General features: G+C 50.1%; 23 protein-coding genes and 1 other annotated feature. All 23 genes read right to left on the bottom strand.

Annotated features, from left to right (window positions below):
* Window positions 1-38: 38 nt before the first annotated feature.
* Window positions 39-319, bottom strand: a binding site (T-box leader).
* Between the two features lie 65 nt (window positions 320-384).
* On the bottom strand, window positions 385-879 hold the full coding sequence (locus NYE54_RS10665) for a DivIVA domain-containing protein (RefSeq protein WP_076320648.1): 495 nt from the start codon (window positions 877-879) through the stop codon (window positions 385-387).
* 172 nt (window positions 880-1,051) lie between these two features.
* Window positions 1,052-1,834: a YlmH/Sll1252 family protein gene (locus tag NYE54_RS10660; RefSeq protein WP_339271952.1), complete on the bottom strand. Its 783-nt coding sequence runs from the start codon at window positions 1,832-1,834 to the stop codon at window positions 1,052-1,054.
* A 15-nt stretch (window positions 1,835-1,849) separates the two neighbouring features.
* Window positions 1,850-2,119 (bottom strand): YggT family protein, encoded by a 270-nt coding sequence (locus NYE54_RS10655; RefSeq protein ID WP_076320646.1) that lies wholly within the window; start codon window positions 2,117-2,119, stop codon window positions 1,850-1,852.
* An 8-nt stretch (window positions 2,120-2,127) separates the two neighbouring features.
* On the bottom strand, window positions 2,128-2,574 hold the full coding sequence (locus NYE54_RS10650) for a cell division protein SepF (RefSeq protein ID WP_339271951.1): 447 nt from the start codon (window positions 2,572-2,574) through the stop codon (window positions 2,128-2,130).
* A gap of 2 nt (window positions 2,575-2,576) precedes the next feature.
* Entirely contained in the window at window positions 2,577-3,266 is a 690-nt protein-coding gene (locus NYE54_RS10645) for a YggS family pyridoxal phosphate-dependent enzyme (protein ID WP_339271950.1), read from the bottom strand.
* 8 nt (window positions 3,267-3,274) lie between these two features.
* Complete coding sequence (pgeF, locus tag NYE54_RS10640; RefSeq protein WP_339271949.1) at window positions 3,275-4,132, bottom strand: peptidoglycan editing factor PgeF; 858 nt, start codon at window positions 4,130-4,132, stop codon at window positions 3,275-3,277.
* Window positions 4,133-4,201: 69 nt separating this feature from the next.
* Window positions 4,202-4,501, bottom strand: a complete 300-nt coding sequence (locus NYE54_RS10635; protein WP_243390607.1) for a YlmC/YmxH family sporulation protein — start codon at window positions 4,499-4,501, stop codon at window positions 4,202-4,204.
* Between the two features lie 196 nt (window positions 4,502-4,697).
* Window positions 4,698-5,480 carry an RNA polymerase sporulation sigma factor SigG gene (gene sigG, locus NYE54_RS10630; RefSeq protein WP_006209087.1) on the bottom strand — a complete coding sequence of 261 codons (783 nt, stop codon included), beginning with the start codon at window positions 5,478-5,480 and terminating at the stop codon, window positions 4,698-4,700.
* Between the two features lie 77 nt (window positions 5,481-5,557).
* Window positions 5,558-6,280, bottom strand: coding sequence for an RNA polymerase sporulation sigma factor SigE (gene sigE, locus NYE54_RS10625; protein ID WP_071222992.1), 723 nt, complete (start codon window positions 6,278-6,280; stop codon window positions 5,558-5,560).
* Between the two features lie 171 nt (window positions 6,281-6,451).
* Window positions 6,452-7,468, bottom strand: coding sequence for a sigma-E processing peptidase SpoIIGA (spoIIGA, locus tag NYE54_RS10620; RefSeq protein ID WP_339273452.1), 1,017 nt, complete (start codon window positions 7,466-7,468; stop codon window positions 6,452-6,454).
* A 392-nt stretch (window positions 7,469-7,860) separates the two neighbouring features.
* Window positions 7,861-8,991 carry a cell division protein FtsZ gene (gene ftsZ, locus NYE54_RS10615; RefSeq protein WP_215157666.1) on the bottom strand — a complete coding sequence of 377 codons (1,131 nt, stop codon included), beginning with the start codon at window positions 8,989-8,991 and terminating at the stop codon, window positions 7,861-7,863.
* Window positions 8,992-9,048: 57 nt separating this feature from the next.
* Window positions 9,049-10,332: a cell division protein FtsA gene (gene ftsA / locus NYE54_RS10610; RefSeq protein ID WP_076320641.1), complete on the bottom strand. Its 1,284-nt coding sequence runs from the start codon at window positions 10,330-10,332 to the stop codon at window positions 9,049-9,051.
* Between the two features lie 215 nt (window positions 10,333-10,547).
* Entirely contained in the window at window positions 10,548-11,303 is a 756-nt protein-coding gene (locus tag NYE54_RS10605) for an FtsQ-type POTRA domain-containing protein (protein WP_339271948.1), read from the bottom strand.
* Window positions 11,304-11,363: 60 nt separating this feature from the next.
* Window positions 11,364-12,647 carry a UDP-N-acetylglucosamine 1-carboxyvinyltransferase gene (murA, locus tag NYE54_RS10600; protein ID WP_071222989.1) on the bottom strand — a complete coding sequence of 428 codons (1,284 nt, stop codon included), beginning with the start codon at window positions 12,645-12,647 and terminating at the stop codon, window positions 11,364-11,366.
* Between the two features lie 16 nt (window positions 12,648-12,663).
* Entirely contained in the window at window positions 12,664-13,569 is a 906-nt protein-coding gene (murB, locus tag NYE54_RS10595) for a UDP-N-acetylmuramate dehydrogenase (protein ID WP_076320639.1), read from the bottom strand.
* Window positions 13,570-13,726: 157 nt separating this feature from the next.
* Complete coding sequence (gene murG, locus NYE54_RS10590) at window positions 13,727-14,836, bottom strand: undecaprenyldiphospho-muramoylpentapeptide beta-N-acetylglucosaminyltransferase (protein WP_339271947.1); 1,110 nt, start codon at window positions 14,834-14,836, stop codon at window positions 13,727-13,729.
* Between the two features lie 5 nt (window positions 14,837-14,841).
* Entirely contained in the window at window positions 14,842-15,939 is a 1,098-nt protein-coding gene (gene spoVE / locus NYE54_RS10585) for a stage V sporulation protein E (RefSeq protein ID WP_076320637.1), read from the bottom strand.
* Window positions 15,940-15,988: 49 nt separating this feature from the next.
* The gene (gene murD / locus NYE54_RS10580; protein WP_339271946.1) at window positions 15,989-17,422 is read right to left on the bottom strand and encodes a UDP-N-acetylmuramoyl-L-alanine--D-glutamate ligase; all 1,434 of its coding nucleotides are present in this window, start codon (window positions 17,420-17,422) and stop codon (window positions 15,989-15,991) included.
* Window positions 17,423-17,425: 3 nt separating this feature from the next.
* The gene (gene mraY, locus NYE54_RS10575; RefSeq protein WP_076320635.1) at window positions 17,426-18,391 is read right to left on the bottom strand and encodes a phospho-N-acetylmuramoyl-pentapeptide-transferase; all 966 of its coding nucleotides are present in this window, start codon (window positions 18,389-18,391) and stop codon (window positions 17,426-17,428) included.
* A gap of 4 nt (window positions 18,392-18,395) precedes the next feature.
* Window positions 18,396-19,817 (bottom strand): UDP-N-acetylmuramoyl-tripeptide--D-alanyl-D-alanine ligase, encoded by a 1,422-nt coding sequence (gene murF, locus NYE54_RS10570; RefSeq protein WP_339271945.1) that lies wholly within the window; start codon window positions 19,815-19,817, stop codon window positions 18,396-18,398.
* The gene (locus tag NYE54_RS10565; RefSeq protein ID WP_339271944.1) at window positions 19,817-21,301 is read right to left on the bottom strand and encodes a UDP-N-acetylmuramoyl-L-alanyl-D-glutamate--2,6-diaminopimelate ligase; all 1,485 of its coding nucleotides are present in this window, start codon (window positions 21,299-21,301) and stop codon (window positions 19,817-19,819) included. The genes murF and NYE54_RS10565 overlap by 1 nt, the downstream gene beginning before the upstream one ends.
* Before the next feature lie 59 nt (window positions 21,302-21,360).
* Window positions 21,361-23,304, bottom strand: a complete 1,944-nt coding sequence (locus NYE54_RS10560; protein WP_339271943.1) for a stage V sporulation protein D — start codon at window positions 23,302-23,304, stop codon at window positions 21,361-21,363.
* 87 nt (window positions 23,305-23,391) lie between these two features.
* Window positions 23,392-25,662, bottom strand: coding sequence for a penicillin-binding transpeptidase domain-containing protein (locus tag NYE54_RS10555; RefSeq protein ID WP_339271942.1), 2,271 nt, complete (start codon window positions 25,660-25,662; stop codon window positions 23,392-23,394).

Below are 25,662 nucleotides of genomic sequence, written 5' to 3'. Positions count from 1 at the left end.
TCGTAAAGTTCTGTGAAAATAAAAAAAGGCCTCATCCCCCAAGGGACGAGAACCTGTTCTCGCGTTACCACCCTAATTTCGCTTAACCGACTTTTCGCTAAAAAGCCTGCGCAAGCGACACCTCAATGTCCATGCCTGTGTGTAATAGGCAAGGTCCGATGTAACGTTCGGCTGACGGTTCAGCTTACGCACGCGGTTACACGCTTCAGCTTCACTTCTCCGGGATGATCTTCTGCTTGGTCTGAACGCCGGGCTTTCAGCAACTGCCGGCTCTCTGAGGGACAGATCCTTCGCGTACTATTCCCATCAACGAATTCTTGTATAAATCAACAATATGTTATTAGTTATAGACTCTTTCGCGAGAAAAGTCAACCGGATACCCGCCTAGTATACCTCTTTAGGTTCAAGACTCGGTTCACGGTTCTCCAGCGTCTCCCAGCCTTCTTGTTTCAAAAGTTCCAGCTGCGCCTCAACCAAGGAACGGAAGCGGGTGCGGTAGATGGAAGCCTGCTTCTTCAGCTCTTCAACCTCAAGCGCGATTTTGCGGGATTTACCTAGCGCATCGTTAATGATCCGGTCCGCATTCTTCTCGGATTCCTTAATGATCAGCTGAGCTTCCTTCTTCGCGTTGTTCTTCAGCTCATCCGCCGCCTCCTGAGCGACAATGATGGTCTTAGACAAGGTTTCCTCAATATTCGAAAAATGATCCAGTCTTTCTTGCATCGTCATAAGCTGGTTACCCAACTCTTTGTTCTCCCGGATCACACTTTCATAATCCTTAATAATCTGATCCAAAAACTCGTTGACCTCGTCCTCATCATAACCCCGAATTCGACGGGCAAATTCCTTGTTATGTATATCAAGCGGCGTCAATGGCATGGTGTGCACCTCCTAAATATATGGGCCTTACAGGACGGTTCATCCGCTGTGTTAGCCAAACCACCCGTCCGTGAAGACAATAGCGGTCATTTACGATTTATCGGTAAATCCATTGTAATTTTGAATGTTACTTTGTACTCATTCGACAAAAAAACGGCAATTCCTTCAAAGGTCAGGCATATTTCCCAACCTTGATACGGTACCGCCCTTTTTTCGTCAGGCTTCCTGTCTCCAAAACTTTAAACCGCCCAAATCCTTGGATGGAAACGACATCGCCTTCTTTTAAATTCGTTGAGGGATCCTCTTCCACTTTCCAGTTCACGCGGCATCGGCCAGCCTTGATCGGCACCACGATTTTCGTACGGCTGATGCGGTATGCATCACTGGCGATCCCGTCGAGTCTCATGGAAGATACCGTAATGTCCATCGTTTCAAAATTCGTGCGGGCAACCTGAAGCTTGTCCAGCGGCAGCAGTTCCGTCATCACATGCACCCGGTGGACCTGGCTGAGATTCAGATGGAGGAACGCGCTAATGTCGTCGGCAACGACCGCATGGCAGCCGTCCGCGAGCACATGGATGTCACCGATCTTCGATCTTTTAATGCCAAGACCCAATATCGAACCCATATAATCGCCATGCTCCAGCTCCAAAAACTTCTGATCTCCGGAAGAGATGCTGAGCACCTTCATCTTGAAATCCTCGCCTTCAAGCGTTCGGTAATCCGGAGCGATCAACGCCCGCACGCGTTCTGCATCAGCATGTCCACCATCAAACATGGCATGCACATCCGGATGACGATTCACGAGCGATTCCAGAATGAATCGCTGCCGAGGGTCCAGGAAATCCGTCAGTTTTGCTTCATGGTATTGTCCGGCATTGACAACCCACTCCCAAGCCCGGTCCACAAATTCCCGTTCATCCTTGTGAAAATGATCATAGATGTCCAGTCTCATCGCTGATTCACCTGCTTACAGGAAATATCCGAGAATAGCGTACACGCCGCGCTGTGCCAGTTGAAGCACAAACAGTGCGACGATCGGGGAAATATCGATCATACCCATGATCGGCGGAATGAAGCGGCGAAAAGGTGATAGATACGGCTCCACTAACTTGCCAAGCAGCTCACCGATAAAGCTTTCTCTCACGTTCGGAAGCCATGACATTAAAACGTAGACCAAGATCATATAAAAATAAATTTGGAACAGCGTTCCGACTATACTGTAAATTTCGTAGGTCAAAGCCTAAATCACCTCATTCTGTTATATTCATGCTCGTCCGCTAGAATCTCCGAGATTGAACCTTGGATCTCCACGGTGTCCGGCGTGCATAGGAAGATGTTCCCGCCCACCTTTGAAATTCCGCCGCTAAGCGCATACACGGTTCCGCTTAGAAAATCGATAATGCGCAGCGCTTGATCATTCCTTACACGCTGCAGGTTGACCACAACGGTTCGGAAGGAGCGCAGATGATCTGCAATCTCCTGTGCTTCATCATATGAACGAGGCTCCACTAATACCACCTTAACGTTCTTCTGTGAATGAATGCTGACAATATTGCCGCTCTTTTGGTTCTTCCGATGATCAAACGGCGTTGCCTCCACCGGCTCATCCTGCGAGGCCAGAACCTCGCGTTCCACAACTTCTTCTTCCTCTTGCAGTCCCAAGAAATTCATAAACCGGTTCATCACGCCCATCGTCAATCCTCCTCTTTCCCTACTAAAATCGAGCCGAGACGCACCCAGGTCGCCCCTTCCTCTATGGCTACTTCAAAGTCATTGGACATGCCCATGGACAATTCAGTCAATGGCTCCGCCGTAAGCGCCTGCTTGTTCAGCTCATCTCTTAGTTGTCTTAAACCACGAAATACAGGACGCGTCTGCTCCGCCGACGATTCGTATGGAGCCATGGTCATGAGTCCGGTCACCTTTACGTGTGAAAGACTGTTGATTTCCTTCAAAAACTCGGCTGCTTGCTCAGGAGGCAAGCCATACTTGGATTCCTCACCCGAGATATTGACCTGCATAAAGGCGGATACCTGCAGATTCAGCGCAGCAGCCCTCTTCTCCAGCTCATGGGCCAAGGACAAGCGGTCGAGCGAATGAATATATTGAAATTTATCAATGACATCCCGGACCTTATTAGTCTGAAGATGGCCGATGAAATGCCATGTGCCGCGATCTCCAAGAGCTTCCCACTTCGCCTGGGCATCCTGCCAGCGATTCTCGCCAATATGCTGCAGACCCTGATCCAGTACCGAAGCTGTCATATCCAAGGAGACATATTTAGTGACCGCAATGATATTTACATCATTTCGGTCCCTGCCACTTCTTGCGCAAGCCTCCGTTATTCGCTGTTCCACTTGATCGATACGTTCCTTCAAACTCAAGGGACGACTCACCTCTTTCTCATCCCGATCCAACTCGCCATACGACCCGTAGTCCCTCCATCTTTACGATAGGAGAAGAACAGATCGTGATTGCAGCTTGTACACCATGATGTACATTCGATATGTTCCGCCAATATTCCTGCTTTAATCATAATGTGTCTGTTTATTTCTTTCAAGTTCAGCATGTATTTCCCGTGTCCCTTGTCGATATAAACAGCTGAATTTGTAACTTCCTCGGATATAAACTCCCCGATTCCAATATCACGGACACGATCCATGACCCGATCATCTACCTCGTAACAGCACTCGCCTATGGATGGACCAATCGCTGCGTGAATGTGCTGAGGCAAACTTCCGTATTCCACAGCCATCCTGTCGACCATTTTCTCAGCGATGCTTCCCACGGTCCCCTTCCACCCGGCGTGTGCCAAACCAACAGCACCCGTAACCGAATCCCAAAAATAAAGCGGCACGCAGTCCGCGTAAAAGGACGTCAATAAAACGCCGGGAACATTGGTTACAAGTCCGTCCGTATCTTGAAAAGCCGATGCCCGGTCCAAGCTCCCTCTGCCTCTGTCCTTATCATGAACCACGCCAATCTGAACATCATGGACCTGTTCACCGCAAGTCCAGTCTTCCAGAGAAAAGCCAAGCGCGGTAGCGGTCCGTTTCCGGTTCTCTACAATGTCACCCGGCTCGTCTCCGACATGAAAGGCTAAATTCAAACTATCATAGGGGGCCTGGCTAACGCCGCCATGCCGGCCTGTAAAACCGGCCGTGAGTGCGGCGCTTCCCAATCCCCCACTCCATTTTTCGAGCACAAACAGACTCGGTGTCTGCTGATTCTGCCTAACAAACGGTTCCATGAGCATCCCACCTCTATGACCAGTGTAACAGAAAACCTACGCCGGAGACACATTAACCCATCCGTCTGTTTAGAAGGATCGCCGGTCCGGTCGTTCAAGGTATTCCACCGATTCCGGATCATCGGGCGTTCTTCGCAATTCCTCCATTTTGACAAGGACGACATCCGAGCCAATCTTGACGATATTCCGCCACGGAATGATCAGGTCGCTCCCGCCGCCGAACAGCCCCATGAATTTACCGTAGCTTGGCACCACAATCGCTTCAATCCGGCCCTGCCGCAAGTCCAGCTCCAGATCGCTGATCTGTCCGAGCCGCTTGCCATCAATGATATTAATAACATCCTTCGTTTGAAAATCGGAAATTTTCATCTTTTTCCCCACCATTTGATTATCAGGTATCATGCACATCACACCTTAGATGTATTTGAAGGTTAGCCGTCCATCCGTTTTCATTCCATATCCCTCTGTTCAATATATGAGCCGATTGGGTAAAATAGCTTATTTAAAATTAAAAAAACGATCCCATGAACGGGATCGTTATCTGTTCGATTGATGGCTGGTCTTCTTACGTTTTGACGTGTTTCTGCATCTGCTTGATCGCTGACTTCTCCAGGCGGGACACTTGAGCTTGGGAGATGCCGATTTCATCCGCAACTTCCATCTGGGTCTTGCCTTCATAAAAGCGCATGGATAAAATCATTTTCTCGCGTTGTCCGAGCTTGTGCATCGCTTCCCGGAGGGCTATTTCCTCAATCCAGGACACATCTTTGTTCTTATCATCACTGATTTGATCCATCACATATATCGGATCGCCACCATCATGATAAATCGGCTCAAACAGCGAAACGGGATCCTGAATAGCATCAAGTGCAAAAACAACGTCTTCCTTGGGCACGTTCAGCGCTTCGGAAATTTCAAAAATCGTCGGTTCACGCGAGTTCGCATTTGTCAGCTGATCCCTGACCTGAAGCGCCTTGTAAGCAATATCACGCAGTGATCGGGAGACGCGAATCGGGTTATTGTCCCTTAAGTACCGACGTATTTCTCCGATAATCATCGGTACGGCATACGTGGAAAATTTAACATTTTGCGATAAATCAAAATTGTCAATGGCTTTCATCAATCCGATGCAGCCTACCTGAAACAGATCATCAACAAACTCTCCCCGATTGTTAAACCTTTGGATGACACTGAGCACCAGTCTCAGGTTGCCGTTCACCAGTTTTTCTCGAGCCGATCGTTCATTGTTCTGCTGCAGATTATGAAACAGTTCCCTCATTTCCACATTCGTCAGAACAGGCAGTTTTGACGTATCCACACCACAAATTTCAACTTTGTTTCGCGTCATGATGACTAACCTCCCAAGGAGAAACATTACTGTACATTATCTCCGAGGGGGGCTATTTTATTCCTTACGATTTCCAGTTACACCATCTTGTTGAATTCTTTACGGAGCCTCTTTATAATTCTCTTCTCCAATCGGGAAATGTAGGATTGTGAGATTCCAAGCAGATCTGCCACGTCTTTTTGCGTCTTTTCCTCGCCGTCCTGAAGGCCAAAACGAAGCTCCATAATCATGCGTTCCCGGTCGCTTAATTTATCGAGTGCTTTTTGCAGCAGCTTCCGGTCGACCTGCTCCTCGATGTTACGGTAAATGGTGTCATTCTCAGTACCCAATACGTCGGACAGAAGCAATTCATTGCCGTCCCAATCGATATTCAGCGGTTCGTCAAAAGAAACCTCGCTGCGGGTTTTGTTATTCCGGCGCAAATACATCAAAATTTCGTTCTCAATGCAGCGCGAGGCGTATGTAGCCAACTTGATTTTTTTCTCCGGGTCAAACGTATTCACCGCTTTAATCAAACCGATGGCACCAATCGATACCAAATCCTCGATGTTAATGCCGGTGTTCTCGAACTTGCGGGCAATGTAAACAACCAGACGCAGGTTACGTTCGATAAGCATGGCACGGGTGGCCGCATCACCTGTAGGCAGCTTCTTGAGCAAGAACTCCTCTTCCTCTTTTGTAAGCGGCGGCGGGAGCGCCTCGCTTCCTCCGATATAGTAGATTTCCTGACTCTTCAGGCCTAGCAAAAAAAGTACGCGATAATACTGCAGCTGCAATGCTAATCTCCATTTAACGGGCATCTCTTATCCTCCTAAACGTTTTCCCGTAGGGATAACTGACTTCATAGCGTAATTTTCATTCTTCTAGTTCGGCATGCATTGGAAATGTCATAAAGGTTTTCAAAGACTTATCCATGCGGTTCGCTGCAAGGACGGCAGCATGCGAGCACTATGAAAATGGCTTCACCGTTATCATCCTGCATTCTCGGCTTCACCTGATTCCGGACCGGTTCCTCCATTGAGCGATGAAGCGCCCATTTCGGTAGAATGTCCATTCATCTTCGGGGTACCTTCTCCTTCCGTCAACGCCGGATGTATGATGGCCCTGTATGCCCTGTCACCCGAGAGCGTCCCGCCATCAAGACCAATCAACACTTTGGATGCCGAATATTCAAATCCTCCCAGTTCGATCCGTACCATGTCGGGCTTTAGCGCGAGCATGAAGGCAGCCCCCCGGTTAACACCGCGATACGGAACAAGCCGCAGACGGTCTTGCCATTCAAATTCCTCTGCCTCCAGCCCCATGATTAATTTGTCCGGTTCCCCCTCCATCAACTGTTTACTCCATCCCTGGGGCAGGTGGGCTTCCCACAGTGCTGCTTCCATCACCATAACCGGTGTGCGCGTTAAGGGATCACTCAATTGGTTACCTGTATCCAGGAGCCCCACACAGCATATTTTGGCGCTGCCGATCCATACGGACACCTCTCCCAATAAGGCTTCCCGGTTCTCGGTTTTACGTTTCGTGGTCTGAACGGCTTTAAACGCGAATACAACTACAAAAAAGGTAATGCACGCAAACCAGAATCCCACCTTCAATTCAAACGATAGCCCTCCCGACGTCGTATACCATATCCCGCTGAACAATTCTCCCGAATTTTGGACCAAGTAATGAACACCGATAATGCCTCCGGCCGCGGCAAAATTCACCATATAAAATGCTCCCAAATTCCGCAGATAACTCTGTAAACTTGCAAAGCCGAAAGCTATCCATAACATGATCAACGAAAGTCCAAATTTGATGAGAAAGGTAAACAAAAATGACAGCTGCGGGACAAACATCATGACGACATACAGTGCGCCTACCACAGAGGATAATGCAAGTCTCCACCACCTTGGCCGAACCCTGCGCATCCAGGCGGTCAAAGCCAGCAAAATGCCGTCAATGACGAGGTTTGCCAAAAATATGAGATCAATATAAACAACCAGGTTGTTCACCTGCCTAGTCGAAGAATGACTTCGGTTATCCTTCTGTTGTTTGCTGGGCAATGGGAGATGTTACTAGTATAAGAAGAATAGAATTCAAAGTCTGTCTAAACCTGTGGGCGGTTTATAGACTTTTTTTGTCGATGAAGGGCAGTTTTTAAAAGACCCGAACCAAGAGCAGCCACTTGGCGTTATCAGCAATCTCTATCTTGGAAGGAAAGCTTGGGGAATATCCTTAAATTCTGCGGTATTTACCCATCGGCGGGTTCTTATTCGTGAAAGTGTGACAGCATTAGCTGTATGATCCTACAAATGAAACAAAAGGAAGAGAACGAGGTTTGAATACAAAAATAAGCCTGTCTTCATCATGATGACGAAGCCCAGGCTTATTTATATTAATCATTATTGCGGGAACGATTGCGAAGGAAAGTGGGAATATCAAGCTGATCATTGCTGTTCTGGTTGCCAAATGGCTTCAGATTCACATTACTCTTGTCCGTTGCCGACTGCTGTTGTTGTTGCTGCTGTTCCTCTTGAGGCACAGGACGACGTCCAGGAGGGATTGGAGCAGGTTTGCCTTCAAAGCCGGTAGCGATAACCGTTACTTTGATTTCATCCTTCATGTTTTCCTCAATAATCGCACCGAAGATCATGTTCACTTCCGGATCGGAAGCTGAAGTTACGATTTCGGCCGCTTCATTTACTTCATACAAGGAGAGATTGGTTCCTCCCGTAATGTTCATGATCACACCACGCGCACCTTCGATAGAGGTTTCCAGCAGTGGGCTCATGATTGCCTTGCGGGCAGCCTCGGAGGCACGGTTCTCACCAGTAGCCAGTCCAATACCCATCAGGGCCGAGCCACGTTCTGTCATGATCGTTTTCACGTCGGCAAAGTCAAGGTTGATCAGACCCGGCACTTGGATCAGATCAGAAATGCCCTGAACGGCCTGGCGCAATACGTTATCAGCTTCTCGGAACGCTTCCAGCATCGGTGTCTTCTTATCCACGATCTCCAGCAAGCGATCATTCGGAATGACGATGAGTGTATCCACTTTCTCTTTCAATGCTTCAATGCCAAGCTCCGCTTGGGAAGCACGCTTGCGGCCTTCGAAGGTAAACGGTCGAGTCACCACGCCTACGGTCAGTGCACCGCATTCCTTTGCGATTTCAGCAATGACAGGTGCAGCACCCGTTCCGGTTCCGCCACCCATACCGGCCGTAACGAATACCATATCGGCACCCTTCAGGGTGTTCATGATCAAATCGCGGGATTCTTCCGCAGCCTTCTTGCCTACGTCAGGATTGGCGCCGGCACCAAGACCGCGAGTCAGCTTATCCCCGATTTGCAGTTTATGTTCTGATTTGGCAAGGTGGAGTGCCTGAGCATCCGTATTGACTGTAATAAATTCAACACCCTGCACACCATTCTCAATCATTCGGTTAACGGCGTTGCTTCCGCCGCCACCTACTCCGATTACTTTTATTTGAGCTAAGCTCTCCATTTCAAAATCAAATTCCAACATCTAATCCATCTCCCCCTCAATGTGCGTGGATGGCACGTCCACAGTCGAATGAATCCGCTATATAAACTCGCTGAACATCTTTTTCAAGCGTTCAATAAATCCCGGCTTCTGGCTGGTCTCCTGAGTTGCTGCGACAGGATTTTGCTGCTTAGCGCGGTTCACCGGTTTCTTGCTATTTCCGCTGCTGTTGTTGCTTCCTCCTGTATTGCGTACACGTACATTCCGGATTGCATTATGGAGGATGCCGACTCCGCTGCAGTATCCCGGATCACGAACACCGATGAAATCGGGAACCGCAATCCGTACGGAAGTCGCCAGCTCATTTTGTGCCACCTGCAGCACACCAGGCATGGACATAGTGCCCCCAGTAAGTATATAACCACCAGGAAGCTCACTGTAACCCAAGCGCTTAATTTCTTGGCGCACCAATTGGAAAATTTCCTGAACGCGAGGTTCTATGATAGCTGCCAGATCTTCTTGGGTGAACTCCTTGTCCACATTGCTTCCAATTCTCGTTACTTTAAACGTTACTTCGTGTGCGGCACTCTCGATCAGCGCGCATCCGTACTTCAGCTTAACCTTCTCTGCTTGATCCGTTAGCGTTCGCAGGCCATAAGCGATATCATTCGTAACGAAATCTCCACCAACCGGGAGCGTCGAAGTTGCGGCAATACTGCCTCCCTCGAACACAGCCAACGTGGTTGAGCCCGCCCCGACGTCAACCAGCACCGAACCCATCGTTTTCTCGTCCTTGGACAAGGATAGCTGTCCGGCACCAAGCGGAATCAGCACCAGATCCTTTACTTTCAGGCCTGATTTCTCCACACAACGTAACAGGTTATGTATTGCCGTTTTGGCGCCAGTAATAATCGTCGCTTCAACTTCCAGTCTTACGCCGATCATTCCTCGCGGATCAGAGATTCCTTCCAAACCGTCAACTACAAACTGTTTAGCAACCACATCGATAATTTCACGATCCGGAGGAAGCGCCACGACTTCCGCTGCTTTCAGCACGCGGTCGATGTCCTCTTCACCAATTTCGCGATCCTCGTTCGATACTGCCACAACTCCATGGCTGGATTGAAGTCCGATATGATTTCCAGAAATGCCGACATATACTTCGGATATTTGAATACCGACCATACGCTCCGCATGATCAACAGCGCTGCGAATGGATTGTACGGTCTGGTCGATATCTACAATTGCACCTTTGCGAATTCCCTCCGAGTCGGCAGATCCAACTCCAATAATATTAAAGGTTCCATTATTAACTTCCCCAATAATAGCACGAACTTTGGATGTACCGATGTCCAAACTAACAATGATGTCATTGTTGCTCAAGCCCTGGCACCTCCTGTTTTTAGCAAATTAATTTTGATAATAAAGAATACATTTCTACTTATTCAACACTCGCAGGTCTTTCCCTCTTTTTTCAACATTTTTTTTACTGCCAACATTTGCTATAACAGGCCGTAAAAGTCATTCAAAAAAGAAGAGCCGAAACAAGTTGTCAATACATTCAATTGTACCATTTATTCCAATCCCTGAGTAGGGGGTTATTGCCCTTCTTCCGCGTCTTCTCCAACTTCTTCTACAAACGGCACATAAGAGTCCGCTTCCAGCATCGTAATCATACCCGGCCGCTCCATCTCGGTCACCTGGTTCAGGTACTCTACTTTGTCACGGAGCAAGGAAACCGAAGTGATGACTTCGAACTTGGAACGTGTATACATCTTGATCCGATCCGGAAAAGACAGCGTCGGAGACGGCATGATTTCCGAGATATCGGAGGTCAGGCTGCCCGAAATCTCCGCAAGCACCTCGCTAAGCTCGGCCTTGTTGGGATCGTCTGGAGCCCAGTTGGTCAAAATCGGCTTCTCAACGGCAATACCGCTCGCTGTAACAGGAACTGAGGTGCCGCTGGCCAATATGGCTTGAAGTTCCCCGCTTTCAGACAACTCGTAGGCCACCGTAGGATGCTCCGTCACCACGATGCTGACTTCGCCCGGAAAGCTCTTGACCACTTCAGCCGACTTAATCGTTCCCAGCTTCATCAGGCGTTCCTGCACATCTTTCGGCTCAACGCCAAAGTACTGGTCTCCGATGTGGAGTCCGCTTTGCTTGATAAGCTGCTCATTTGTATTAAACGTATTGCCTGTAAAATGAATCTCGGTAACTTGGCTGACTGACGACCGGAAAAATAGAATCGTCAACAGGGCTACGAATAGCAGCAAAAGTATCCCTATGATTTTTTTGGCTGTTTTCGGTTTGGGCTTGTCCTGCTTAAGGACAGGCATATGTGTCTTGGACATATCCACTCTCTCCATAAAGACCTGTTATCCCCTCCTTTTCCGGAGGGGAAGCACAGGACCTCAATTGGCTAAATCAAGCGGTTTTGGCACCGGAGATTGACGATAGATCCGAGCGCCTAAACCTTGGAACATGTTTTCAATACGATCATAACCGCGATCAATATGGTGAACTTGCTCCACCACGGTTGTTCCCTGCGCGGCCAAACCGGCGATGACGAGCGCCGCTCCAGCCCGAAGATCGGTTGCCTCCACCGTAGCTCCATAAATTCTCTGAACACCGCGTATAAATGCATAGTTCAGATCCGTGGAAATGTCCGCCCCCATACGGGAGAGTTCCTCCACATGCTTGAACCGTCCTTCGAATACCGTCTCTTTCATTACGCTAAATCCGTCCGCCAAGGACAGCAAGACCATGACTTGGGATTGCAAATCCGTCGGGAACGAAGGATACGGTGAAGTCACAATACGTTCCACCGCTTTAGGTCGGCTCATACAGCTTATGTTTATTATATCATTGCATATACTGGTTTGAACACCGGCGCGCTTTAGCACATGTATAAGGGAAGTTAAATGAGATGGATTGGTCTTTGTAAGCGTTACACTACCGCGGGTGACGGCCGCTGCGATCATGACGGTGCCGGCTACGATCCGGTCCGGTATGATCTCGTACTCGCAAGGCTCCAGACGCTCCACGCCATGGATCGTGATGGTATCCGTTCCTGCGCCGATAATGTTCGCTCCCATCTTGTTCAGGAAATGCTGAAGATCCTGAATTTCAGGCTCTCTGGCGGCATTGGTGAGCACCGTTGTGCCAAGCGCCGTTGCTGCTGCCATCATGATATTCTCCGTTGCCCCTACGCTGGCAAAATCCAGATGAATATCAGTCCCGACCAGCCGGCTTGCCCTGCAATGGATCTTATCGTTACTCTCCTCGATTTCCGCACCAAGCGCCTGCAATCCCTGAAGATGGAGGTCGATCTTACGTTCTCCGATCGCGCAGCCTCCGGGCTGATAGATCGTCACTTCACCAAAACGGGCCAGCAGAGGTCCCATCAAAAAGATGGAGGATCGCATCTGCTTCATTAAATCTTCCGGGACATGAAACGAATTGGCAGACGAGGTATCCACGGTAACCGTCTCCAGCTCATGCTTGCATTTGGAGCCAAGACGGCTGAGAATGCTGAGCATCACTTCAATATCCAGCAGATGCGGGACATTGCTTAATCTTACCGTCCCTTCTGCCAGAAGACTTGCTGCTAGAATAGGTAAAGCTGCATTTTTTGCGCCATGGATACGAATGGTTCCTGATAGGGGCCTTCCACCCTCAATCACCAATTTGTCCAATGTATCACCTCCGAGTTTACCGCTCGCCCAGAACGTACACCTCAGGCACCATATGAATTCCGTTCTTTTCCGAGATGGTTTCCTTGATGCGTTCCATCAAAGCGAGCACGTCCTCTGCTGTCGCTTGACCGGTGTTCTCAATGAAATTGGCATGCTGTAAAGAAACTTCTGCTCCCCCGATCCGTAGGCCCTTAAGACCGGCAGCCTCGATCAACCTCGCGGCATGGTCGCCGGGCGGGTTGCGAAACACACTGCCTGCCGTTGCGGATTGGAGCGGCTGTGTACGCCGGCGACGGTCCTTGTAGGAGGCCATAACAGCTGAAATTTCTTTGCGGTCTCCTTGTCGGAGCCCAAATACCGCTTCAGTCACAATCCCTTTTCGTTCATGCAGAATGGAGTGTCGGTAATCAAACGCCATATCTTTCGCAGCATACGTAACCAATTCCCCTGTTTCCAGTACAATGTCAGCGGACTTGAATATGCGTGACACATCTGACCCATGGGCACCTGCATTCATGTAGACGGCCCCTCCGACCGATCCAGGAATGCCTCCGGCAAATTCAAGACCGGATAATCCTTCTTTTCCGGCCAGAACACTGAGCTTGACAAAAGACAGACTGCCGCCTGCAGTTACCGTCTCTCCCTCAAAATGAAGCTCCTCAAATCCCTGGCCCAGCTTGATGACCGCTCCCCGAATGCCTTTATCGGCAACCAACATGTTTGAACCGCGGCCCAGTTGTGTCCAAGGTATGTGATGGGCATGGAGAAGAGTGACCAGTTCCCTGAGCTGTTCCTTGTTCTCAGGAATAATCAGGCAATCGGCTGGTCCGCCTATTTTCCACGTCGTGTATTTTGCCAGCGGTTCATTCCATAATACGGTTCCGACATTGGCCTCTGATAGTAGCGATTTCCACTGCTGCATTTAAATAAACCTCCCCTTGACTTTCAAAACCAAAAGGCCATTCCTTCAACTAGATGAAGAGATGGCCGCTGTCAGTAATGCCGGCCTCATGGGTGTGTCACGATTATAGAGTATCTTATGTCAGGCTCCATAGGTGTGTGACAATCGCCCAGCCGTTTTAGCGTTTACCGGTTAACCGGCGGATTTCTTGAACAATGACGGTAGCCGAATCCGGTTTGCCGAGCTTTTTCGAAGCCGCGGACATCGCCTCTCTGGTAGAGCGACTGGTCATGATCTCCTCAAGCTTTCGAAACAGCGTTTCAGCCGTCAAATCCTTTTCAAGAATCATGCTGGATGCGCCCGCTTCCTCCAATTGCCTCGCATTCGCCTCCTGATGGTTATTGGTGACGTTAGGTGAAGGTATAAGTACAGATGGAATGCCCAGCGATGTAATCTCCGCCAGGAATGAAGCTCCAGCACGATTTACAATCAACGAAGTAGCCGCAAGCACTTCCGGCATATTATGAACGTAAGGCATGATATGAAGATGATTCGGCATAGTACCGAGCTGCGACAGGATGGATTCCCGTGTGTTCTCAAAATACGTATCGCCCGTAACAAACACAAAATGTACGCCTGACAGCTTCTGTATGAACGGTGCCATCCCGATCATCGCGTTATTGATCGCCTTGGCTCCCCGGCTTCCGCCGACGATCAGCACGACCTGGCTGTCCACCGGAATGCCGAGCGTAGCAAATCCACGTTCACGATTGGCGGATAATACCGTTGTCGCACGTGGATTTCCTGTATATACCGTTCTTTTGGCTTTAGGAAAAGAGGACTCCGATCCCTCAAAGCTGACGGCAACCGTATCCGCATATCGGCTAAGGAACTGGTTGGTGAGGCCCGGGATCGCATTCTGCTCATGAATCATGGTCGGTATTCCGAGCTTGGCCGCTGCATAAACCACCGGACCACACACATAACCTCCGGTACCGATCACGACATCGGGTTTAAACTCCTTCAGGAGGGCCTTCGATCGCTTCACGCCCTTGAAAAAACGCATGATCGTCTTCACGTTATCCAGCGACAGCTTGCGCCTGAACCCCGTGATATCGATGCTCTCAAACGGCAGCTTCTCTTGGGGGACTAGCTTGCTTTCGAGACCCCGCTTACCTCCGATATATAAAAACTCCGTTTTCGGATCTTCTTTTTCACATTGTCTTGCAATGGCAACGGCGGGGTAAATATGCCCCCCCGTTCCGCCGCCGGTTAATACGACACGCATACCCTTCACCTCGCATAACGGGAAATATTTAATAGAATGCCCAGCGCCGTCAGCATCAGCGTCAGTGAGCTGCCTCCGTAACTGATGAGCGGCAGCGTAATCCCTGTCACCGGCATTAAACCGATAACGACACCGATATTGATAACGACCTGTATGGCGACCATGCCTACGATACCAACAGCCAGCAGACTTCCAAAGCCATCGGATACGGTCATGGCCACCCTCATGCCCCGCCACACCAAGGCAGCGAACAAGAGCAGGACAATCAAACCGCCAATAAACCCAAGTTCTTCGGCCAAGATCGAAAAAATAAAATCTGTCTGCGGTTCAGGTACATAAGCGTACTTCTGACGGCTCATGCCAAGTCCGAGTCCGCCAAGTCCCCCCGGCCCTATGGCATAGAGGGATTGGATGATCTGATAGCCTGCGCCAAGCGGGTCGGACCACGGATCGAGAAATCCAGTTATCCGCTTCAGCCGGTAGGGGGCTGTTAGAATCAAACCAATGAAACCGGCTACCCCGCCTAATGCGAGAAAGCCCAGATGCTTCATCTGTGCCCCTGCGGTAAAAACGATCATCATCGCAGCACCCAGCATAACGGCACCCGTACCCAAATCAGGCTGCAGCATAATCAATCCGAATGCCAGTCCGATCAAACCAAGCGGCGGCAAAAGCCCCCTAGTAAAAGACGTAATATCATAATCTTGCTTACTAAGCCAGCGTGATAGAAACAGAATCATCCCCAGCTTCATAAACTCGGAGGGCTGAATACCGAACGAGCTGATGCCGAGCCAGCTTCTGGCCCCGCCGCGAACAACGCCAACCCCTGGAATAAGTACGATAATCAGCATAAAAAAGCAGACCAGCAGTGCAAGCTTGCTGTATTTCTTCCAAACCCGATAGTCGGTCTTCGATGTGAAATACATTGCGGCAAGCCCCAGACAGGCAAAAAACAGCTGACGCTTCACAAAATAAAACTTATCGCCATAGTCATGAAATGCGAGGACGGATCCTGCGCTATATACCATGACGATTCCGATGGCCAGCAGGGCCAAAATACAGATAAGCAGCCACAGATCGGGCGCCTGGCGGTTCTTGTTCATGGAAAGGCCACCTCGTACATCCTAAGTAGGGGCTTATCCACCCCCCTACTTAAAGGTTATGCACCGCCTCTTTAAAAATGCGTCCTCGTACCTCAAAGGAAGGAAACATGTCCCAGCTTGCACATGCGGGAGATAGTAGAACAATATCCCCGCTCTCTGCCAGCCCGGCAGCCTTCTGGACAGCCGAGGTTAAAGTCGCGGCGGCGTCCTTTCCATTATCGACGAGGAAGATGTCCTTTAATCCGGCTTTGGCAGCAGCATTCGCGATTTTCTCCTTGGTTTCGCCAAGAAGCACGATGGCTTTCACCCTTCCTTGCATAGAAGGAATCAAATCCTCGTAATCCGAGCCACGATCAAGCCCGCCAGCGATTAATACGATAGGCTCCTTAAACGAAGTCAACGCCATATGCGTCGCCTTGGAGTTCGTTGCCTTCGAGTTATTGTAATAGGATACGCCCTTAAGTTCGGCAACGTATTCCAGGCGGTGCTCAACGCTGCGGAAGTTGGACAAAGCTTCTTCCAGCTTATCGGGGGCAACGCCGGCCGCTATGGCAATTGCACAAGCTGCCAATGCATTCGCTACATTAAATCTTCCGGGCAGTCCGATGTTCTCCACACGGATGATCTCATGCGTAAACCCTTCGCCATCTGTATAAATCACGGTACGCCCTTGATCGTCTTCGTCCGAGTCCTGGGCACCGGCAGCATACGGCGGCATGACGTGAACCCCTTCACGAAGGCTCTCACTCATCGAAAAAGGCACGATGCGCGCCTTGATATACGGAACAAGGTTTCTGCACACGGGATCATCCCAATTGAGCACAGCGGTATCATCCGCAGTCTGGTTGGCGAACAGCTTGGCTTTGGATGCAATATAATCATCCATTCCGCCATGGTAATCAAGATGTGTTTCCGCAACGTTGAGAAGGCAGGCAATACGCGGTCTGAATGCCTGTGTTCCTTTTAACTGAAAGCTGCTCAGCTCAACGACCATCCAGTCGTTTTCAGTTGCTTCTGCTGCAGCCTCAGATAGAGGCGTGCCGATATTACCGGCTACAATCGGGGAAAAACCTGCGCTTTCCAGCAGCTTGCCCACCCAGGTTGTCGTCGTTGTTTTGCCATTCGAGCCCGTAATGCCAATGATCGGAGCTTCACAAAGGTGATAGGCGATTTCAACTTCGGTTACGACAGGAATCTCAAGCTCAAGCGCTTTTTGAACAGGCGGGACGGAATACGGAATTCCGGGATTTTTGACAAGAAGCGTCACACCGGGATGAATAAGATCATCGGGATGTCCACCGCAAATAACAGAAATACCCAAAGCCTCGAGCTCCGAAGCTTCAGGACACTGTTCTCTTTCCTTTCTATCATTTACAATGACGAAAGCCCCAGCTTGATGCAGCACTTTAGCTACCTGTACTCCACTTTTGGCAAGGCCCAATACTACGATATGCTTATCCCGATAGTCATCTAGCTGCTTCATATGTTACAACCCCTTGTTGATATAAAGTCCGAGTCCCGCAAGTATCAGTCCCACGGCCCAAAATGTAAAGACGACGCGCCACTCCGACCAACCGGATAATTCGTAATGGTGATGGATCGGGCTCATTTTGAATATTCGTTTGCCCCGGGTTTTGAAAGAGATCACCTGAAGCACAACAGATAGCATCTCGATGACGAAGACTCCGCCAATGATCAGGAACAGCAGCTCGCTCTTGGTTACGATAGCAATAGCGCCAATGGCACCGCCGATTCCTAAAGAGCCTGTGTCTCCCATGAACACCTTGGCAGGGTGAGCGTTAAATACCAGAAAACCGAGAACCGCGCCGATCATCGCTGCTGCACAGAATGCCGCCGCAAACGAGGTAGACTGGATCGCCACAATGGCATAAGCACCAAAGGCAATTGCACTCACACCGGACAGAAGACCATCCAATCCATCGGTGAAATTGACCGCGTTGCTGATCGCAAGCATCATGACCACGATGAACGGATAATAGAACCACGGCCCCCAATCAAAGGACCAATCCATTCCTGGAACGCTTATTGCCGTGCTATGGCCGTTGGAGATCAACAACCAGCACATAATACCGGAAAACAGAAGCTGTCCAAACAGCTTCTGTCTAGCCGTGAGTCCTAATGATCTGCGAAATACGATCTTAATATAGTCGTCAAGAAAGCCGATCAAACCAAAACCGAGCGTGGCTACGATCATTACATAGAAATCAGTATCGACAGGTGAAAATTTAATATAAGTCAGTGTAAAAGCAAGCAAAATTACAACGCCGCCCATCGTGGGCGTCCCGGCTTTTTTCAAGTGACTCTGCGGACCGTCGCTCCTTACCTGCTGGCCGAACTTCATCCTCCGCAGCAGCGGAATGAGCAGCGGAGCCGATATCACCGCAAGCACAAACGCTACACCGATTGTCAATAACAGCAATTGAAAGTCCATCCGCTCACCCCCTCACTCCATTGTTGCCGCCAGGCAGGGCCTTCAAGGCGTCAACCACGTGTTCCAGTCTCATGCCGCGCGAAGCTTTCACCAATACGATATCCTTCTCCGTTACCCGCTCCAGCAAAGCCTCGATCAGCTGCTCTTTATCCGTAAACGGAAGCACAGTCCCTTCAGGGAAGCGATCTTTCGCTTTCTTCGCCGTGTGAAGCGACAATGGGCCGAAGGTGAACACAAGATCCGCATTGTCCGGAGATAAATAATCTCCAATCTCGGCATGAAATTCCTCTTCCCGCTGACCAAGTTCCAGCATGTCCCCGAGAACGGCAATCCGTCGGTGGTAGCCTTTCATATCTCCAAGCACGTCCACTGCCGCCTTAACCGCGGTAGGACTGGAATTGTAAGCATCATTCAGCACGGTGACCCCGAACGCAGTCTCCACGGCTTCGATCCGCATACTCGACAGCTTCAGATTGGCAAAGCCGCTGCGAATGGCTTCATCGCCGATTCCCAAATGGGCCGCTACAGCCATCGCCGCCAGCGCGTTGACTACATTATGACGACCGAGAAGCGGCAAGCTGAAGCCTTCGCCCGCATGCCGGTTCGAAGTGAATATGATGCCTCTTGCATGGAACATGAGTCCCGTCGGATAATCATCATTGGTTTCTTGATTGCCGAACGTAAACGTTCGCAGTCCCTCAGGCTTCACCGTAGCTTCTTCAGCAAGCACTTGACGGATCAACGGTTCGTCCCCGTGATAGATCAGCAAGCCGCCTGGCTTCATGCCGCTGATGATTTCAAGCTTGGCGCGGGCGATTTCTTCGCGCGAACCTAGCTGAAGCATATGCGCTTCCCCTACGTTAGTAATCACCGTCATATCCGGACGCGCGATGTTCGAAAGCAGTTCAATCTCGCGACGTCCGCTCATGCCCATCTCAAGTACAATCACATCGGTATCTTCCTTCATCGCGAGTACGGTTAACGGAAGACCGATATGATTGTTGTAATTACCTTGCGTCTTGTGAACCTTAAACGTCGTTTCAAGCAGTGCGGACACCATGTCCTTCACTGTCGTTTTCCCGTTGCTGCCGGTAATGCCGATCACCTTTGCACGGCTCTCGGACAAATAGGCCGCAGCAAGCGACTGGAGTGCCGTTAACGTATCCTTAACGAGAATGAGCGGCAGGTCGTCGGGAATCGGTTGATGATCTCTCTGCCAGAGCACTGCGCCCGCTCCGCTGGCAAGCACGCTCTCGGCAAACGTATGCCCGTCAAATTTCTCGCCGACAATCGGAACAAACAGATTCCCCGGCTGTATGGTTCGGGAGTCGGTACCGACCCCTTGAATGATAATGCTGTCATCTTGGTTACGTGAGAGCGTCCCGCCGCACATGTCGGCGATGCTCTTTAATGATTTATGGATCACTATTGTCTGCCCCTTATCGCGTCTTTGGCTACGATGCGGTCGTCAAAATCTAGCACTTCGCCCGCAATCAGCTGGTAGGTCTCATGACCTTTCCCCGCAATCAATACTACATCGCCCGGGCTTGCCATTTCAATAGCCTTTTCGATCGCTTTCCGACGATCGACGATGAGCTTGTAGCTTTCTGTTGCCACTCCGTCCTCAATCAAGCCGGCTTCGATATCCTTCAAGATCAAATCCGGGTCTTCGGTACGGGGATTATCGGAAGTCACCAATACAACATCGCTATATTTCGCGGCAATTTTACCCATGATCGGCCGTTTGGTCCGATCCCGGTCGCCGCCGCAGCCGAATACCGTGAGCACCCGTCCTTCAGCAAATTCATTAACGGTACGCAGCACATTTTCGAGTCCATCCGGCGTATGTGCATAATCCACAATCACAGCGTACGGCTGACCCTCATCCACGACCTCAACGCGGCCGTCGACTCCGGGTACGGATTCCAGGCTGTTCTTGATATCCTCGAGCGGGATTCCCTCAAGAAGCGCGGCAGCAATCGCGGCCATGGCGTTATACACGTTGAATTTCCCTACCATTCGAATTGAAATATCGGCACTGCCGCGGAATGTATCCACATGGAACGAGGTCCCTTGAGCGGTGATTGAGATGTTGCTTGCTCGTATATCCGCATCGTCTCCCAAACCATAGGTAATCACTTCCGCTGACGTCTGCTTGGCAAAATAAGCTGAAGCCTCATCATCCGCATTCAGGACAGCATATTTGCGCGATGATTCATCCTTGGCAAAAGCGTTGCCCAGCCGGGAGAAAAATAACCCTTTTGCCCCGCGGTACTCTTCCATCGTATGATGATAGTCCAGATGATCCTGCGTCAGGTTTGTGAATATGGCCGTCCGGAAATCCGTTCCCTTCACCCGCCCCTGTTCGAGCGCATGCGAGGATACCTCCATCACGCAGCACTCGGTGCCTGCGTTCGCCATATCGTTCAAGTAACGCTGAAGCTCCAACGCCTCGGGCGTTGTTCTCGGCATCGGGAACGAACGGCCGTCGTATTTCATCTGAATTGTGCCGATGAGTCCGGTCTTCAGACCGTAATCGTTCATGATCGACTCAATCAAATACGTTGTCGTGGTCTTGCCGTTCGTTCCGGTTACACCGATCATCTTCATGCGGGAGCTTGGCTGATTAAAAAAGGCATTCGCCAAACCCGCCATCGCAAAGCGGCTGTCCTTCACGATGACTTGCGGAAGGTCTACCTCAAGCTTACGCTCAACGACCAATGCCGCAGCGCCTTGGTCGGCGGCCTGGGCTGCAAACTGGTGCCCATCTACCGTATGACCCGGCAGACAAATGAACAAATCCCCCGCTTTCACTTGTCTCGAGTCTGTTTCAATCCCCGTTATTTCAACATCTCCGGATCCTTTGATAACAGCAGCAGCCAATACGGATGATAATTGCTTCAATTTCATTGTTATCCCTCTCTCTATATATCTGCATCATCCGTCCCGCTCGTGAACCAGATGATGCCTTAATGTTCGTGCTTGGATTCCTCCGGGTCTTCACCCATATAAATCCGAATGGTAGCCCCCCGCTCCACCCGGCTTCCCGGCTTCGGGGCCTGGGAAATCACCGTGTTGCCGGTCCCGGACTTGGCCAGCATGAAATTCATATTCAGATCCTCATACAGATCCTGAATGGTCGCTCCGACCAAATTCGGCACAGTCACGGTTGGCGTCTCGCCATATTTATACTCGCGGGCAAGCTGATCTTTACGCGGTGGAACCTTCATATAATGCAGCGCATCCTCCAGGATGTTCTGTACGATTGGAGCAGCTACGACACCACCGAACTGAATGCCCTTCGGATTATCTACCGCAGTGTACACCACAATCTCAGGATCATCGGCAGGTGCGAATCCGATAAACGATACAATATGCTCGGTCGACGAGTAGCGGCCGTTAATAACCTTCTGGGCAGTTCCCGTCTTCCCTCCGACGCGATAACCGTCAATGAAGGCCGGACGTCCGGTCCCTTTGGCGACAACGCTCTCGAGCGCCTCGCGCACTTGCTTGGATGTTTCTTCCGAGATCACTTGTCTGACGAGCTCCGGCTTGATTTCCTCAACCGTCTCGCCCGTCTCCGGATTGACCCACGCCTTGGCCACATGCGGCTTAAACAATTTGCCGCCGTTAATGGCCGCGGACACTGCCGCAACCTGCTGGATCGGCGTAACTGATACTCCCTGCCCAAATGCCGTTGTGGCTAACTCAACCGGACCGACGTTAGCGAGTTTGAACAGGATGCCATTCTCTTCCCCATTCAAATCGATGCCCGTCTTGGCCCCAAAGCCAAAATCGCGGATATACTGGAACAGGCTTTCCTTGCCCAGCTTCTGACCTAACGCCACAAAGCCAGGGTTGCAGGAGTTCTGGACAACCTCCATGAAAGTCTGGCTGCCATGACCGCCTTTTTTCCAGCAGCGCAGTCTTGCTCCACCGACCTCTACCGCCCCACTGTCAAAGAAGTGATCGTTCTTCAGATTGACCTTGTCCTCTTCAAGGGCAGCGGCAAGCGTAATAATCTTAAACGTCGAGCCCGGTTCATAGGTCATCCAGATCGGCAGGTTGCGATTATACGTCTCGGCTGAAAACTGCTGGTAATTGGCAGGAGAATAACCCGGCCTGCTGGCCATCGCCAAAATCTCGCCCGTCTTGGGATTCATGGCAATCGACCAAGCCCCATTCGCCTGATACTTCACCATGGCTTGGTCAAGCTCCCGCTCCATAATGGACTGGATCGATTTATCGATCGTTAGCTCCAGATTCAGACCATCACGAGGCTCGACATACTTCTCCGAGGAGCCCGGCATGATTCTTCCGCCTGCATCGGACAGATAGGATATTCCGCCTTCAAAGCCCTTCAGCTTGTCATCATGCATGGCTTCCAAGCCGGTAAGTCCCTGACTGTAGGCCCCTGTGAACCCCAAAATATGGGCTGCGAGATCGCCATAGGGATAATACCGTTTGTTATCCTCAGCAACAACGATACCCGGCAGCTTCAAATCACGAATTTCCTGAGCCAGCTCCATCGTAATTTTTCGTCCACCGGGATTTATCCGTTCCAACCTCGAACGTTTCGTAATGATTTTCTTGATATCGGCTTTGTCCATGCTGATGAGCCCAGCCAAGGTCTCAGCCGTATGGTCCGGATCTTTGATTTGTACAGGAATCGCCCAAATGGTCGGTGTCGTTATATTCGTAACCAATGCGGTTCCGTTACGATCCAAAATTTCACCACGCTGTGCCGCAAACGGAATGTCACGGCGCCAGAGGTTCTCCGCCTTCGCCGACAGCTCCGCACCTTTCCCAATCTGCACATAAGCCAGTCTGATGATCAGTGCAGAGAACAGCAAGAGCAGCAGCAGCAGGCTCCAGAGCAGTCTTCTCCGCTGCGATACCTTGGATACTTTCACCTAAGCTTCCCTCCCTGTTTGAACCCGAAAGCTCATGATTATGCGTTCTTCACATGAGTATTCGGGACAAACCCGGGTTAGAACAAGCTATTCCCCTCCTGCGCTGCCTGTTGTTTCAGTTTCTTCATCGTTGGATTCTTCCCCGTTAGGATCTTCGTTGCCAGCGGATGATGTTTCATCGGAGCTGCTGCTTCCCGTTATTAACTCTTGCGCCGATTTCAGGGTTAACTGCACGATTCGCTGGCCATTCTCCTTGGCTTCCAATTGCGAAACAACGTAGCCCTCACCTTGAACATTAACCTTTACTTTCATCAAGGTGAGTACTTCCATGGCGTCCCTGAGCGATTCACCCTCTAAATTCGGGATTTTCATCGTTGGGCTATCCTCAGTAAGAAGATAGATCCGTTGCCCTGCACTAATGATCGCATTTGCAGGCGGATATTGCTCTTTCACCGTGTTTCCGTTGCCCAAGGTCTCAAATGCCACTCCATCTTTCAGCAGCTTGGCTTTTACGTCACTCAGCTTCAGCCCCGTAAAGTCTGGTGCTTTCAGGGAATCCTTCTGCGTCGTGCCTGCATTCGATTTTTCTTTATCCTGAGCCTCATTCGATTTGGGAACGCCCCAATAATTCAAGGTCTTGGAGACGATTTCTTTGAATATCGGTGCTGCCAGCTTACCGCCGCCCTGTTCCACGTTTGGTTCGTCGATAATGACCAGCACGGCAATCTTCGGATTCTCGACGGGAGCGTACCCGATGAACGAAACCACTTGTTTCGAACGGTCTTTATATCCGCCGCCGGATTTTATAGCGGTACCGGTTTTACCCGCAACCCGGTAGCCATCAATATACGCAAGCCTACCTGTACCAATGGATTGGTCGGCTACGACCTGCTCAAGGTAAGTCCCTGTTTCTCTTGCGGCCTTAGGAGATATAACCTGACGCACAACTTCCGGCTCGATTTTCTCAACCTTGCCCGTGTTAGGGTCCTCGATCTGCTTCACCATATGAGGCTTCATGAGCTTGCCTCCGTTGGCCACTGCCGAAATAGCAGCAATCTGTTGAATAGGCGTTACGGATACGGCGTAACCGTAAGTCATGGTTGAAATATCGGAATCATAAGTCATATTTATGCTACCTAGAATTTCGCCCGGAAGGTCAATTTCCGTTTTCTTCGTAAACCCAAATTCACGAATGTAGTTGGTAAATCGTTCCTTACCAAGCATTTCGAATCCCAATTTGACAAAAGCAACGTTACTCGACTTCTTGACGCCTTCCAAGTAGGTGATAGGGCCCCAGCCTACGCTGTTAATATCCCGGTGAGTTCTTCCACCCGCTCTTATGGATCCGGATTGATAAATAGCACCCGGGTTAAACAGCTTCTCCTGAACTGCACTGGCCAGCGTTACAATTTTGAAAGTCGATCCCGGTTCATAGATGGACCGGACGGCATGATTGTTAAAATTCTTTTGATTCCATTTCGAATATGTATTGGGATCAAAAGTCGGCATATTGGCCATCCCCAGTATTTCCATCGTGTTCGGATCCGCTGCGATTACCGTCATACTGATTGGTTTATATTGGTTATACGTGTCGCGCATCGCTTCCTCGATATAATACTGGATTGTATCGTCGGTCGTCAGCACTAAATTTTTCCCATTTATTGCAGGCTGATATAAATCGTTCTCACTCGGCAGCTTGACCCCCTTCTTGTCACTCTTGTAAGAAGCGAATCCGTCGGTTCCCTTCAGCTTGTCGTCATAATACTGCTCAATGCCTCCGATACCGTTACCCTGACGATCGGTATAGCCCAAGATATGTGCAGCCAATGTCTCTTTGGGATAGAATCGTTTTGACTCTCGCTGAAAGCCGATGCCCGAATCGGGAACCTTACCGGCAGCCTTTAATTTTTGATTCAAGCTTTCACTAAACTCTTTAACCTCTTCCATCTTCTCCTGGTCAATCTTCCATCCTTCACTGCGGACTTCACGGCCTTTGAGGTATTCCCCTTTATCGTCTTTAGCTTTAACCAGCTCACGAAGTTCGCCCTCATCCTTGTCGAGAATCTCATGCAGCCCTTTAACGACCTCATTCTCCATGCCGTTAGCCTGAATGACCGCAGGGTTCACAATGACCGTAAAGGCAGGCGCATCCATGGCAAGAATATCGCCGTCCCGATCCATAATCGTCCCTCGCGTGGCCGGAAGATCCTGTTTACGCGACCATTTCGATAAAGCTTGTTCCTTCCAGAAGTCGTTATCGATTACCTGCAGCCAAAAGACCCGACCAATCAATAAAGCAAAAAAGAGGGTTATACATCCCCCTATTAGCACGGTACGCAGTTTGATTTTTTTTATCAT

Source organism: Paenibacillus sp. FSL K6-1330 (assembly GCF_037976825.1).
Classification (GTDB): domain Bacteria; phylum Bacillota; class Bacilli; order Paenibacillales; family Paenibacillaceae; genus Paenibacillus_AQ.
This window is presented reverse-complemented; position numbering and strand designations above follow the sequence as displayed.